This is a genomic window from Streptomyces sp. H51, assembly GCF_035656535.1.
Classification (GTDB): Bacteria; Actinomycetota; Actinomycetes; order Streptomycetales; family Streptomycetaceae; genus Streptomyces.
Genome location: NZ_JAYMHD010000089.1, coordinates 11,781 through 24,727, shown reverse-complemented (window position 1 = coordinate 24,727; position 12,947 = coordinate 11,781). Strand labels below are relative to the sequence as shown.

Genomic DNA, 12,947 nt, shown 5'->3' with positions numbered 1-12,947 from the left:
AGGTGAGTTGTTCCGCCCGGAAACAGGCAGAGGCCGAAGCCGGTCGCATCATAGTGATCCGGCCGCCTCGGGAACACGGCTTCCCGGGGCCGGGGCCGGACGGCGTGACCCGCCCGGCCCCGGCCCCCGCCGGTCAGCGCTGTCGCTTCTTCGGGTCGACCAGCCCGGCCCGCCGCAGCGCGTCGGCCATCGCGCTGTTCGCCGGCGCGGGCGCCTGGCGGGAGCCCTGACCGGCACCCCGGCCCTGGCCGCCGCCGCTCCGGCCCTGGCCGCCGCCGCCACCGCCCTGGCGGCGCTGCTGCGGCGGGCGCTGGCCGCGCTGGCGCCGCTCGCCCCCGTCGCCCGGCCGCCCGTCCTGCGGGGCGGCCTCGTCGTCGAGCCGCAGCGTCAGCGAGATGCGCTTGCGCGGGATGTCGACGTCGAGGACCTTCACCTTGACGATGTCGCCCGGCTTCACCACGTCCCGCGGGTCCTTGACGAACGTCCTGGACATCGCCGAGACGTGCACCAGCCCGTCCTGGTGGACGCCGACGTCGACGAAGGCGCCGAAGGCGGCCACGTTCGTGACCACGCCCTCCAGGATCATCCCGGAGGACAGGTCGGAGATCTTCTCCACGCCCTCCTTGAAGACGGCCGTCCTGAACGCCGGACGCGGGTCACGGCCCGGCTTCTCCAGTTCCTTCAGGATGTCGGTCACGGTCGGCAGACCGAACGTCTCGTCGACGAAGTCGTCCGGCCGCAGCGACCGCAGCACCGACGTGTTGCCGATCAGCGCGGCGACGTCCTGCCCGGTCGTCTTCACCATCCGCCGCACCACCGGGTACGCCTCCGGGTGCACGCTGGAGCCGTCCAGCGGGTCGCCGCCGCGGATGCGCAGGAAGCCCGCGCACTGCTCGTACGCCTTCGGGCCCAGGCGGGACACCTTCTTCAGCTCCTGGCGGGAGGTGAAGGGGCCATTGGCGTCCCGGTGCGCCACGATGTTCTCGGCGAGGCCGGAGGTGATGCCGGAGACGCGGGCGAGCAGCGGCGCCGACGCGGTGTTGACGTCGACGCCGACGCCGTTGACGCAGTCCTCCACCACCGCGTCCAGCGAACGCGACAGCTTCACCTCGGACAGGTCGTGCTGGTACTGGCCGACGCCGATCGACTTCGGGTCGATCTTCACCAGTTCGGCCAGCGGGTCCTGGAGCCGGCGAGCGATCGACACCGCGCCGCGCAGCGACACGTCCATGTCGGGCAGTTCCTGCGAGGCGAAGGCGGAGGCCGAGTACACGGAGGCGCCGGCCTCGGACACCATCACCTTGGTGAGCTTCAGCTCCGGGTGCCGGGCGATGAGTTCGCCGGCGAGCTTGTCGGTCTCACGGGACGCGGTGCCGTTGCCGATGGAGATCAGCTCGACCGCGTGCTCCTTCGCCAGCCGGGCCAGCTTGGCGATCGCCTCGTCCCACCGGTTGGCCGGGACGTGCGGGTGGATGACGTCGGTGGCCACCACCTTGCCGGTCGCGTCGACCACGGCGACCTTCACGCCGGTGCGGAAGCCCGGGTCCAGTCCCAGCGTCGCGCGCGTGCCGGCCGGGGCGGCGAGCAGCAGGTCGCGCAGGTTCGCCGCGAACACCCGGACGGCCTCGTCCTCGGCGGCCGTGCGCAGCCGCAGCCGCAGGTCCAGGCCGAGGTGCACCAGGATCCGGGTGCGCCAGGCCCAGCGCACGGTGTCCAGCAGCCACTTGTCGGCGGGCCGCCCGCGGTCGGCGATCCCGAAGCGGTGGGCGATGATCCCCTCGTACGACGAGGGGCCGTCGGTCGGCTCCTCCGGCTCCATGACGAGGTCCAGGACCTCTTCCTTCTCGCCCCGCAGCATCGCCAGGATCCGGTGCGAGGGCAGCTCGGTGAAGGGCTCGGCGAAGTCGAAGTAGTCGGCGAACTTGGCGCCCGCCTCCTCCTTGCCCTCACGGACCTTGGCGGACAGCCGCCCGCGCACCCACATGCGCTCGCGCACCTCGCCGATCAGGTCGGCGTCCTCCGAGAACCGCTCGGTCAGGATCGCGCGGGCGCCGTCCAGGGCGGCCTGCGGATCGGCCACGCCCTTGTCGGCGTCGACGAACGCGGTGGCCGCGGCGAGCGGATCGACCGTCGGGTCGGCCAGCAGCCCCTCCGCGAGCGGTTCGAGGCCGGCCTCGCGGGCGATCTGCGCCTTGGTGCGCCGCTTGGGCTTGTAGGGCAGGTAGATGTCCTCGAGCCGGGCCTTGGTCTCGGCGGCGCGGATCCGGGCCTCCAGCTCCTCGGTGAGCTTGCCCTGCTCGCGCACCGAATCCAGGATCGCCGCCCGCCGCTCCTCCAGCTCCCGCAGATAGCGCAGCCGCTCCTCGATCGTGCGCAGCTGCGCGTCGTCGAGCATCTCGGTCGCTTCCTTGCGGTAGCGGGCGATGAAGGGCACCGTGGAACCGCCGTCGAGCAGTTCCACGGCGGCCCTGACCTGCCGCTCCCGTACGCCGAGCTCCTCGGCGATCCTGCCTTCGATGGAGCCTACGAGGGGTGTCGTCACGATCCCGTACCGCCTTCTCACTGAGGTTGCGCGGCAATTGTGGCAGGCGGCACCGACACTCGGGGATCAGGGCGCACCCGGCGGGCCGGGCGGCGCGGTCAGGCGCCGCGGCCGCGGGCGGTGGAGGAGGCGCCGCCGAAGAGGCGGGCCACCGCGCGGAACGGCAGCGTCACCACGGTGGCGACGGCGCCACCGATCTGCCGCAGGACGTCAGCGATCGCTCGGAACACGTGTCTCCCCTTTCCCTCGCCCGGCCCTCGCGGCCGGGCGAGGTACGGGTACCTCGGCGAGCGCCGGACATGCGTCAGCGCTTGCCGATCAGGTCCGCGGGGAAAGCCCCCGCGGCGAAGGCCGCGCCCGCGAAGGCCGTGCCTAGCTCGGTCAGACGCGCGACGCCGGGCGCGCCCAGGTGCTCGTACGGCGCCCGGTCGAGCCGGTCGGTCTCCGTCTCGATCTCGGTGCGCAGGGCGACGCCCCGCTCGGTCAGCTCGCCGTCCGCGTCCAGCAGCCCGCGCTCGCGCAGCCGGTCGGCGGCCGCGTCCCAGTCCTCCTGGCTCCACCCGCGCGTCACGGACACCCACTTCGGCGTCATCCCCTTGCCGGTGGCGGTGTGCGTCACCACCGCCTCCAGGCCGTCGAGGCCCGCCGACATCAGCACGGCGATGTGTCCGTCGCCCCGGTGCTCGCGCAGCAGTGTGGCCGCGTGGAAGCAGGCCAGGTGCGGCTCGTCGGGGACGGGCAGGTCGGCGTGCGCCGCGTAGAGCGGCCGGCCCGCTCGCGAACACGCCTCGGTGGCCCGCAGCGCGAGCCGGGCGGCCTCCGCCATCTCCGGCGACGCCACGGCCTCCTCGCCCAGCAGCCGGCGCAGCGTCGTGTCGACGGCACGCGCGCGTGCCGCCAGGACCTTCTCGGGCGCGGCGGTCTCCCACACGGCGGGCACGTGCCGGGCCACCAGCTCGTACTTGTAGTTGTGGAAGGCCGCGGCCACCGTGCCCGGCCCGACGGCGCCCATGGCCGCCGCCCGCACGGCGAAGTTGACCGCCTTGGGGTGGGTGATGCCGAGGGCGGCCAGTTCCCTGCCCAGGTCCGGCGAGAAGTAGTGCGTCGCGTGCAGGGAGTTCAGGACGTTTTGACAGCGGCGGCCGGCGAGCGGCTCGAGAACGGCAGTAGTCATACCGTGCACGCTACCGACTGGTTGGTACGCCCTCCAGGGGCGGGAGCCGGATGGCGGGAAAGGCGGGCCGGCGGAGGTTCCGCGCCGGCGGCCGCTTCATCCTGCCGTGGTCCAGGAGAAGCGCGGCTGCCTGCGCTCCAGGAACGCGGCGACGCCCTCCGCGGTGTCGCCGCTGCCGCGGGCCTGCTCGGTCCAGTACGCGTCCCGGTCCGTGCGGCCGTTCGCGAACTCCTTCGCGGCGGCCTGCGTCAGCTGCGAGCGGGACGCCAGGACGCGGGTGAACTCCGCCGCCCGGCCGGCCAGTTCGTCCCCGGGCAGCACCTCGTCCACCAGGCCGGTGCGCAGCGCCCGCCCCGCGTCGATCAACTCGCCGGAGAACAGCAGGTACTTGGCGGTCGCCGGCCCGACCAGCGACACCAGCCGCCGGGTGGAGGAGGAGGGGTAGACGATCCCGAGCTTCGCCGGTGTGACGCCGAACAGCGCGCCCGACTCGGCGAACCGCAGGTCGCAGGCCGCCGCGAGCTGCGATCCGCCGCCCACGCAGTGCCCGCGGATCACCGCCAGCGTCGGCCTGGGGAAGGCGGCGAGGGCCTCCTCGGCGCGCACCGCGAGTTCCTGCGCCTCGGCGGGCGAGCCGCGCAGGGTGGAGATGTCGGCCCCGGCGCAGAACGTGCCGCCCTCGCCGGTCAGGACCAGCGCCCGCACCCGGGGGTCGTCCGCCAGGGCGGACAGCAGCGGCGGCAGGGCGGCCCACATCGCGGCCGTCATGGCGTTGCGCTTGGCCGGGTGGTGGATGACGACGGTGGCGACCGAGTCGGTGACGTCGTGCAGCAGCTGGGGCTCCATGGGCCGGATGCTAGCCGCCCCGACGGCTGCTCGATCGGTAAGGGGTGCGAGCAGGATCGGTCCGGGAGGTGGTCATGCCGTGCGTGAGCGGTCAGAAGTGTTCGATATCTGCTGACTTCTGGTCAGTCGTCCGAAGCGGAGTGTGGCGTTACCAACACTCGGACGCGTGGTGACAATCGAGGGCGAGGGTGGCGACCGGACGATGGACGACCACGGGCGCGGCTTCGGCCCGCGCCACCGCGACGGCGCGCTGGAGTCCCTCGCGCCGCGGCCGCCCGGCGGCCCCATGCCGTACGAGGGCGTCTGGCGGTTCACCGCTCCCGCCGTCGAGGCGTCGGTCCCGCAGGCCCGGCACGCCGTGCGGGACCTGCTGCGCCGCCAGGGCGTGCCCGCCTCCGACGACCTGGTGCAGGGCCTGCTGCTGATCGTCTCGGAACTGGTCACGAACGCCGTCAAACACGCGGCGCTGCTCTCGCCCGTGCTCGCCGTCGAGGTCGCCGTGGGCGCCGAGTGGATCCGGGTGTCCGTGGAGGACAACCACCCCTACCGGCCCACCGCCCTGGAGACCGACCACGGCCGTACCGGCGGGCGCGGGCTGCTGCTGGTGAGCGAGATCACCCGGGAGGCGGGCGGCGCGTGCGAGGTCGCGCACACCGCGAGCGGCGGCAAGGTGATCTGGGCCGCCCTGCCGCTCGGGCCGGTCCGGGGGCGCTGAACGTCACCAGCCCGTCGACGGGTCCGTCAGTTCCCGGATCGCCGGACGGGCCGCGTCCAGCACCGTCATGAACCAGGCCGAGAACCGGTCCGCGGCGTGCCGGCGCGCCAGCTCGGCCGGGCTCACGAAGGCGGTCGCGCCGACCTCCTCCGGATCCGGCCGCAGCGGGGCCTGCACCAGGCCGACGAACAGGTGGTTGTACTCCTGCTCCACCAGGCCCGACTCCGGGTCCGGGTGGTTGTAGCGCACCGTGCCCGCCTCGGCGAGCAGCGAGGGGGACACGCCCAGCTCCTCGAACGTCCGCCGGGCCGCCGCCGCGAACGGCGCCTCGCCGGGGTAGGGGTGACCGCAGCAGCTGTTGGACCACACGCCGGGGGAGTGGTACTTGCCGAGCGCCCGCTGCTGCAGCAGCAGCCGGCCCTGCTCGTCGAAGAGGAACACCGAGAACGCGCGGTGCAGCCGCCCCGGCGGCTGGTGGGCGGCGAGCTTCTCCGCGGTGCCGATCGTCACGCCGTCCTCGTCGACCAGTTCCAGCAAAATCGCCTCTGCGGTGCCGTTCGACGAACTGTGCGTCGCGGTGGCAGGTGTGATCGGCATACCCATCCTTCGCCTCGGTTCTCGCGCCCCCCAAGTCTGCCGTACGCCTCCGGCACTCCCGGAACCCGGCGCGGCGCGCCCGCATGTCCCGCGGGCAGCGGCCACCACCGGCCGGACGCCCGGAGAGGGGCCCGATAGGTGATCGTGCCCGGCCCGGCCGCCGGGGAACCGTCCGGCACGCGGCGCCGCGAACCGGCACGCCGGACCGGCCGCGCCCCGCCCGTGGGGCGCCGAGCCCCCGTGACGAGGGCCACCGCGAGCCCGGTACGCCCCGTGCGGCGCGAGCGCCCGCGTGTCCGCGCGGCGGGCCGCCTCAGCGACCCGGTTCCGGCGCGGTGGCCCGAAGCGGCGCCTCGGCGGTGCCGCCCCGCCTCAGTGGCACAGCCGTGCCTCGTGCTCGGCGTGGCCGGTCGGCTCCAGCTGGAAGGTGCAGTGCTCCACGTCGAAGTGGTCGCCGAGGCACTCCTGGAGCGCGTGGAGCAGCTTCTCGTGGCCGATCGCGCTCAGCGCCTCGGAGCGCACGACCACGTGCGCCGACAGCACCGGCAGGCCGGAGGTGATCGTCCAGGCGTGCAGGTCGTGGACGTCCTCGACGCCGTCCAGCGCCAGGATGTGCGACCGCACCTGCGCCATGTCCACGTCCTTGGGGGCCGCCTCCAGCAGCACGTCCAGGGTCTCGCGCAGCAGCTTCAGGGTCCGCGGCACGATCATCAGGCCGATGGCGAGGGAGGCGATCGGGTCGGCGGCCTGCCAGCCCGTGCCCAGGATCACCAGCGCCGAGACGATCACCGCGAGCGAGCCCAGGGCGTCCGCCGCGACCTCGAGGAAGGCGCCGCGCACGTTCAGGCTGTCCCGCCGGCCGCGCATCAGCAGCGTCAGCGAGATCCCGTTGGCGACCAGGCCGACCGCGCCGAACGCCACGGTCAGCCCGCCCGCGGTGTCGGCCGGGGTGATGAACCGCTGTACGGCCTCGTACAGGACGTACCCGCCGACCCCGAGCAGCAGCAGGCAGTTGGCCAGCGCGGCGAGGATCTCGGCGCGGGCGTATCCGAAGGTGCGGTTGCCGGTCGCCGGCCGTCCGGCGATGTGCACCGCGAACAGCGCCATGCCCAGGCCCAGCGCGTCGGTCGCCATGTGCGCCGCGTCCGCGATCAGCGCCAGGGAGTCCGCGAGCACCCCGCCGACGATCTCGGCCACCATGACGGTGAGCGTGATCGCCAGCGCGACACGCAGCCTGCCGCGGTACGCCCCCGTCGCCGTACCGGCCGCCGGTGCGTGCGTGTGGCCGTGGTCGTGCCCAGCTCCCATGGAAGAGGCCCTCCTGTGTCGCGCCCGGTGCACAGTGAACTACGCGTGAGGGGCGCGGGGCAACGCGGCATTGAACACCGTTGTCATATCGCTGACCTGCGGAAACGATCCGCAGGTCAGCGCTTGCCCGGTCAGTCGGGGTGGTGCAGCAGCCAGCCCTGCCAGGCCGACTCGACCATCTCCCGCACGCCCCGCCGGGCGCGCCAGCCCAGTTCCCCGGCGGCCCGCTCGGCGGAGGCGACCGCGCGCGGCGCGTCTCCGGGGCGGCGCGCCTCGACCACGGCGGGCCGGGTGTCGCCGGTCACCTCGCCGATGACCGTGACCAGTTCGCGCACCGAGACCCCCACACCGCGGCCGATGTTCACCGTCAGGTCGCCGCCGAGGTCCGCGAGCCTGCGCGCGGCGGCCAGGTGCGCCTCGGCCAGGTCGGCGACGTGGACGTAGTCGCGGATGCAGGTGCCGTCCGGGGTCGGATGGTCGTCGCCGAAGATCCGCGGGGCGTCGTCACGGGTGAGCCGGTCGAAGACCATCGGGACGATGTTGAAGACGCCGGTGTCGGCCAGTTCCGGGGCGGCGGCGCCCGCGACGTTGAAGTAGCGCAGGCACACCGTCGAGATGCCGTGCGCCCGGCCCGCCGCCCGCACCAGCCACTCGCCGGCCAGCTTGGTCTCGCCGTACGGGTTCACCGGCGCGCACGGGGTGTCCTCGGTGATCAGGTCCACGTCCGGGCTGCCGTACACGGCCGCCGACGAGGAGAAGACGAACTTCCTGATCCCGGCCTCGGCGACCGCCTCCAGGAGCGTGCCGAGGCCGCCGACGTTCTCCTGGTAGTACCGCGCGGGCTGCGCCACGGACTCGGCGACCTGCTTGCGCGCGGCCAGGTGCACCACGCCGGTCACCTCGTGCTCCGCGAACACCCCCTTGAGCAGGTCGGCGTCCAGCGACGAGCCGCGCACCAGCGGGACGTCGGCGGGCAGCCGGCCGGCGACCCCCGCCGAGAGGTCGTCCAGCGCGAGCACGCGTTCCCCGGCGTCGCTCATGGACCGCGCCACATGGGCCCCGATGTATCCCGCTCCGCCTGTGATCAGCCACGTCATGGTCGTCCACCCTATGCCGACCGGACGAGCGGCACCCCGGTGCCTGAGATGTCCGGATCTGTGGTGCGCGGTTTGTGGGCAGGGCCCGCGATCCCCGATGATGATCGCGGCAAAGGCCGGTGGAGGCGACGCTGATCGGCCCGTGAACGGGCGGTGAACGCCGCGGTCCGGGCATCCGATAGCCTCTGCCGACATGCCGCCCGCCTGGTGCAGCCAAGGGGCGCCCCCATCGTGCACACGCCCGGCGCCACCGCGTCGGCACCCAGGGAGTGAGTTCGGTTGTCGACCGCCATCCTCACCGGTCAGCCGGTCCCCGGATCGTCGATCGAGGGTGATCTGCGGTCCCTCGGCTTCGACGTCCGGGTCGCCGCGGACGCCGCGGACGCCGAGACCCTCCTCGCCCAGGTGCCCGCAGACCGGCGCGTCGCGCTCGTCGACGCCCGCTTCGTCGGCCACCTGCACGCCCTGCGCCTCGGTCTCACCGACCCGCGTTTCGACCTCGCCGCGATCCCGGGCGCCGTCACCGCCAAGCCCGCCGGACGCCAGGCCCTGACCCGCGCGGTCGCCCGGGAGAACTCCGCGGGCGGCGGCGCCGCCGATGGGGGTGCCCCCGCGCGGGCGAAGTCGAGCGTGAGGGACGTGGACGGCCTCGCCGACCGCGTCGTCACCGCCCTGGCCGGCGCCGACGTCCGCCGCCCCGACCTCGGCAGCCTCGTCGCCGTCGTCCCCGCCGACCCGCAGGCCCGCAACGAGGCACGGCAGGCCGTCGCCGCCGTCGACGACGAGGCCGTACGCCTGAAGTCGGCCGTGAAGGCCCGCGACGGTTTCTTCACCACGTTCTTCATCAGCCCCTACTCGCGCTACATCGCCCGCTGGTGCGCCCGCCGCGGCCTGACCCCCAACCAGGTCACCACCGCCTCCCTGCTCACCGCGCTGATCGCGGCGGGCTGCGCGGCCACCGGCACCCGCGGCGGCTTCATAGCGGCCGGCGTCCTGCTGATCGCCTCCTTCGTGCTGGACTGCACCGACGGCCAGCTCGCCCGCTACTCCCTGCAGTACTCCACGCTCGGCGCCTGGCTGGACGCCACCTTCGACCGGGCCAAGGAGTACGCCTACTACGCCGGCCTCGCGCTCGGCGCGGCCCGCGGCGGCCATGACGACGTGTGGGCCCTCGCGCTCGGCGCGATGATCCTGCAGACCTGCCGGCACGTCGTCGACTTCTCCTTCAACGAGGCCAACCACGACGCGACCGCCAACACCAGCCCCACCGCCGCCCTCTCCGACAAGCTCGACAGCGTCGGCTGGACGGTGTGGCTGCGGCGGATGATCGTCCTGCCGATCGGCGAGCGCTGGGCGATGATCGCCGTCCTCACGGCGGCCACCACGCCCCGGATCACCTTCTACGCCCTGCTCATCGGCTGCGCCTTCGCGGCGACGTACACCACGGCCGGGCGGGTCCTGCGCTCGGTGACCCGCAAGGCCGTCCGCACCGACCGGGCCGCGCAGGCGCTGGCGGACCTCGCCGACAACGGTCCGCTCGCCGCGCTCGTGGCGCGCGGCACGCGCGCCCGCCTCGGCTCCCCGTTCCTGGTGGCGCTGGGCGGCACGGCGGTCCTCGCGGTGGCGCTCTTCTCCGGGTTCGCCTGGGCTCCCGTCGCGGGCGCCGTCGTCTACGCCGGCACCTCCGGCCAGGCCCTGTACCGCCCCCTCAAGGGCGCCCTCGACTGGCTCGTCCCGCCGCTGTTCCGGGCCGCCGAGTACGGCACCGTACTGGTCCTCGCGGCCCACGCGGACGTGAACGGCGCCCTTCCCGCGGCTTTCGGGCTGGTGGCGGCCGTCGCCTACCATCACTACGACACGGTGTACCGCATCCGCGGGAACGCCGGAGCGCCCCCGGCCTGGCTGGTGCGGGCCGTCGGGGGACAGGAAGGACGGATCCTGCTCGTCACCGTCCTGGCCGCGCTGCTCACCGCTTCGCAGTTCACGGTCGCGCTCGCGGTCCTCGCCGTGGCCGTGGCCCTGGTGGTGCTCTTCGAGAGCATCCGCTTCTGGGTGTCCGCCCACCGAGGCGGCGCCCCCGCAGTACACGACGAAGGAGAAACCGCATGATCGGCCTCGTGCTGGCGGCCGGCGCCGGACGGCGTCTGCGCCCCTACACCGACAGCCTGCCCAAGGCGCTGGTTCCGGTGGGGCCCGCCGGCATAGAGGGCGAACCCACGGTCCTGGACCTGACCCTCGCCAACTTCGCCGAGGTCGGCCTGACCGAGGCCGCGGTCATCGTCGGCTACCGCAAGGAGGCCGTCTACGAGCGCAAGGCGGCGCTGGAGGCCAAGTACGGCCTCCAACTCACCCTCATCGACAACGACAAGGCCGAGGAGTGGAACAACGCCTACTCCCTGTGGTGCGGTCGTGACGTGCTCAAGGACGGCGTGATCCTCGCCAACGGCGACACCGTCCACCCCGTCTCGGTGGAGAAGACGCTGCTCGCCGCCCGCGGCGACGGCAAGAGGATCATCCTCGCCCTCGACACCGTGAAGTCGCTCGCGGACGAGGAGATGAAGGTCGTCGTCGACCCCGCGAAGGGCATGACGAAGATCACCAAGCTGATGGACCCGGCCGAGGCCACGGGCGAGTACATCGGCGTCACCCTGATCGAGGGCGACGCCGCCCCCGACCTGGCCGACGCCCTGAAGACGGTCTGGCAGACCGACCCGCAGCAGTTCTACGAGCACGGCTACCAGGAGCTCGTCAACCGGGGCTTCCGGATCGACGTGGCGCCGATCGGCGACGTCCAGTGGGTCGAGATCGACAACCACGACGATCTCGCCCGCGGACGGGAGATCGCGTGCCAGTACTGACCCGGCTCATTCCCTCGCCGCTCGTCGTCGACATCCGTCCCGGAGCCCTCGACGACCTCGCCGGCGTCCTCGCCGACGAACGCATCTCGCAGTCGGGCCGGCTCGCCATCGCCGTCAGCGGCGGCTCGGGCGCCCGGCTGCGCGAGCGGATCGCTCCCTCGCTGCCCGGCGCCACCTGGTACGAGGTCGGCGGCGGCACCCTCGACGACGCGGTCCGGCTGGCCGGCGACATAAAGGCCGGCCACTACGACGCCGTCGTCGGACTCGGCGGCGGCAAGATCATCGACTGCGCCAAGTTCGCCGCGGCGCGGGTCGGCCTGCCGCTGGTCGCCGTACCCACCAACCTCGCCCACGACGGCCTGTGCTCGCCGGTCGCCACGCTCGACAACGACGCCGGCCGCGGCTCCTACGGCGTGCCGAACCCGATCGGCGTGCTCATCGACCTGGACGTGATCCGCGAGGCCCCGGCCCGCTTCGTCCGGGCCGGCATCGGCGACGCGATCAGCAACATCAACGCCATCGCGGACTGGGAGCTCGCGGCCCGGGTCAAGGGCGAGCGCATCGACGGCCTCGCCGCCGCCATGGCCCGCCAGGCCGGGGAGGCGGTGCTCCGGCACCCGGGCGGCATCGGGGACGGCGACTTCCTCCAGGTGCTGGCCGAGGCGCTGGTCCTCACCGGCGTCTCGATGTCCGTCTCCGGCGATTCCCGCCCCGCCTCGGGCTCCTGCCACGAGATCAACCACGCCTTCGACCTGCTGTTCCCCAAGCGCGCGGCCAGCCACGGCGAGCAGTGCGGCCTCGGTGCCGCCTTCGCGATGTACCTGCGCGGCGCGCACGAGGAAGCGGCGTACATGGCCGAGGTGCTGCGCCGGCACGGACTGCCGGTGCTGCCGGAGGAGATCGGCTTCACGGCGGAGGAGTTCGTCCGCGTCGTGGAGTTCGCCCCCGAGACGCGCCCCGGCCGCTACACGATCCTCGAACACCTCGACCTGAAAACCGACCAGATCAAGGACACCTACGCCGACTATGTCAAGGCCATCGGTAGCTGAACTCAGACCGGTCGTCCACCCCGCGGGGGTGAAGGACCGGCGCAGCGGTGAGCACTGGATGGGGCGCCTCTACATGCGCGAGGTGTCCCTACGGGTCGACCGCTACCTGGTCAACACCAGGGTCACGCCCAACCAGCTCACGTACCTGATGACCGTCTGCGGCGTCCTCGCGGCCCCGGCCCTGCTGGTGCCCGGGATACCCGGCGCCGTACTCGGCGTGGTCATGGTGCAGCTGTACCTGCTGCTGGACTGCGTGGACGGCGAGGTCGCCCGCTGGAAGCAGCAGTTCTCGCTCGGCGGCGTCTACCTGGACCGGGTCGGCGCCTACCTCACCGACGCCGCGGTGCTCGTCGGCTTCGGGCTGCGCGCCGCCGACCTGTGGGGCGGCGGCCGGATCGACTGGCTGTGGGCCTTCCTCGGCACCCTGGCCGCGCTCGGCGCGATCCTGATCAAGGCCGAGACCGACCTGGTCGGCGTCGCCCGCCACCAGGGCGGACTGCCGCCGGTGAAGGAGGCCGCCGCCGAGATGCGCTCCTCCGGCATGGCGCTGGCCCGCAGGGCCGCCGCCGCGCTGAAGTTCCACCGGCTGATCCTCGGTATCGAGGCGTCCCTGCTGATCCTGGTCCTGGCGATCGCCGACCAGATGCGCGGCGACCTGTTCTGGTCCCGCATCGGCGTCGCCGTGCTGGCCGGCATCGCGCTGCTGCAGACCCTGCTGCACCTGGTGTCCATCCTCGCCTCCAGCAGGCTCAGGTGAGCGG

The 12,947-nt window shown here is 73.3% G+C and carries 12 protein-coding genes; 5 read left to right on the top strand and 7 right to left on the bottom strand.

What is annotated here, in order from left to right; all coding sequences use genetic code 11:
- Positions 1-133: 133 nt before the first annotated feature.
- The 4 genes from VKA29_RS36070 to VKA29_RS36055 form a co-directional block, all read right to left on the bottom strand.
- Positions 134-2,542: a Tex family protein gene (locus tag VKA29_RS36070; protein WP_324790299.1), complete on the bottom strand. Its 2,409-nt coding sequence runs from the start codon at positions 2,540-2,542 to the stop codon at positions 134-136.
- 98 nt (positions 2,543-2,640) lie between these two features.
- Positions 2,641-2,772 (bottom strand): LPFR motif small protein, encoded by a 132-nt coding sequence (locus tag VKA29_RS36065; protein ID WP_324790298.1) that lies wholly within the window; start codon positions 2,770-2,772, stop codon positions 2,641-2,643.
- 74 nt (positions 2,773-2,846) lie between these two features.
- The gene (locus VKA29_RS36060; protein WP_324790297.1) at positions 2,847-3,716 is read right to left on the bottom strand and encodes an SCO6745 family protein; all 870 of its coding nucleotides are present in this window, start codon (positions 3,714-3,716) and stop codon (positions 2,847-2,849) included.
- 96 nt (positions 3,717-3,812) lie between these two features.
- Positions 3,813-4,562 (bottom strand): enoyl-CoA hydratase/isomerase family protein, encoded by a 750-nt coding sequence (locus tag VKA29_RS36055; protein WP_324790296.1) that lies wholly within the window; start codon positions 4,560-4,562, stop codon positions 3,813-3,815.
- 202 nt (positions 4,563-4,764) lie between these two features.
- Between VKA29_RS36055 and VKA29_RS36050 the strand changes: the two genes are divergently transcribed.
- A complete protein-coding gene (locus VKA29_RS36050) occupies positions 4,765-5,277 on the top strand; it encodes an ATP-binding protein (RefSeq protein WP_324790377.1) in 513 nt (170 codons plus the stop codon).
- A 3-nt stretch (positions 5,278-5,280) separates the two neighbouring features.
- Here the strand turns inward: VKA29_RS36050 and idi are convergent, their stop codons facing one another.
- From idi to galE, 3 genes are all read right to left on the bottom strand, one after another.
- Positions 5,281-5,874, bottom strand: a complete 594-nt coding sequence (gene idi / locus VKA29_RS36045) for an isopentenyl-diphosphate Delta-isomerase (protein ID WP_324790295.1) — start codon at positions 5,872-5,874, stop codon at positions 5,281-5,283.
- A 372-nt stretch (positions 5,875-6,246) separates the two neighbouring features.
- Positions 6,247-7,182, bottom strand: a complete 936-nt coding sequence (locus tag VKA29_RS36040; protein ID WP_324790294.1) for a cation diffusion facilitator family transporter — start codon at positions 7,180-7,182, stop codon at positions 6,247-6,249.
- A gap of 131 nt (positions 7,183-7,313) precedes the next feature.
- Entirely contained in the window at positions 7,314-8,279 is a 966-nt protein-coding gene (galE, locus tag VKA29_RS36035) for a UDP-glucose 4-epimerase GalE (protein ID WP_324790293.1), read from the bottom strand.
- A gap of 279 nt (positions 8,280-8,558) precedes the next feature.
- Between galE and VKA29_RS36030 the strand changes: the two genes are divergently transcribed.
- Genes VKA29_RS36030 through VKA29_RS36015 form a run of 4 tightly spaced genes read left to right on the top strand, consistent with a single transcriptional unit; the run spans position 8,559 to position 12,943 of the window.
- Complete coding sequence (locus tag VKA29_RS36030; RefSeq protein ID WP_324790292.1) at positions 8,559-10,388, top strand: DUF5941 domain-containing protein; 1,830 nt, start codon at positions 8,559-8,561, stop codon at positions 10,386-10,388.
- Positions 10,385-11,137, top strand: coding sequence for a phosphocholine cytidylyltransferase family protein (locus VKA29_RS36025; protein ID WP_324790291.1), 753 nt, complete (start codon positions 10,385-10,387; stop codon positions 11,135-11,137). Before VKA29_RS36030 ends, VKA29_RS36025 begins: the two co-directional genes overlap by 4 nt.
- Entirely contained in the window at positions 11,125-12,186 is a 1,062-nt protein-coding gene (locus VKA29_RS36020; protein ID WP_324790290.1) for an iron-containing alcohol dehydrogenase family protein, read from the top strand. Before VKA29_RS36025 ends, VKA29_RS36020 begins: the two co-directional genes overlap by 13 nt.
- On the top strand, positions 12,164-12,943 hold the full coding sequence (locus VKA29_RS36015) for a CDP-alcohol phosphatidyltransferase family protein (protein ID WP_324790289.1): 780 nt from the start codon (positions 12,164-12,166) through the stop codon (positions 12,941-12,943). The genes VKA29_RS36020 and VKA29_RS36015 overlap by 23 nt, the downstream gene beginning before the upstream one ends.
- The last annotated feature ends 4 nt before the right edge of the window (positions 12,944-12,947 follow it).

What these genes read in the sequence shown, in the direction of transcription:
- VKA29_RS36060 (WP_324790297.1), bottom strand. Translation starts at nt 3,716, where the DNA reads ATGACTACTGCCGTTCTCGAGCCGCTCGCCGGCCGCCGCTGTCAAAAC.
- VKA29_RS36055 (WP_324790296.1), bottom strand. Translation starts at nt 4,562, where the DNA reads ATGGAGCCCCAGCTGCTGCACGACGTCACCGACTCGGTCGCCACCGTC.
- VKA29_RS36050 (WP_324790377.1), top strand. Translation starts at nt 4,765, where the DNA reads ATGGACGACCACGGGCGCGGCTTCGGCCCGCGCCACCGCGACGGCGCG.
- idi (WP_324790295.1), bottom strand. Translation starts at nt 5,874, where the DNA reads ATGCCGATCACACCTGCCACCGCGACGCACAGTTCGTCGAACGGCACC.
- VKA29_RS36040 (WP_324790294.1), bottom strand. Translation starts at nt 7,182, where the DNA reads ATGGGAGCTGGGCACGACCACGGCCACACGCACGCACCGGCGGCCGGT.
- galE (WP_324790293.1), bottom strand. Translation starts at nt 8,279, where the DNA reads ATGACGTGGCTGATCACAGGCGGAGCGGGATACATCGGGGCCCATGTG.
- VKA29_RS36025 (WP_324790291.1), top strand. Translation starts at nt 10,385, where the DNA reads ATGATCGGCCTCGTGCTGGCGGCCGGCGCCGGACGGCGTCTGCGCCCC.
- VKA29_RS36015 (WP_324790289.1), top strand. Translation starts at nt 12,164, where the DNA reads ATGTCAAGGCCATCGGTAGCTGAACTCAGACCGGTCGTCCACCCCGCG.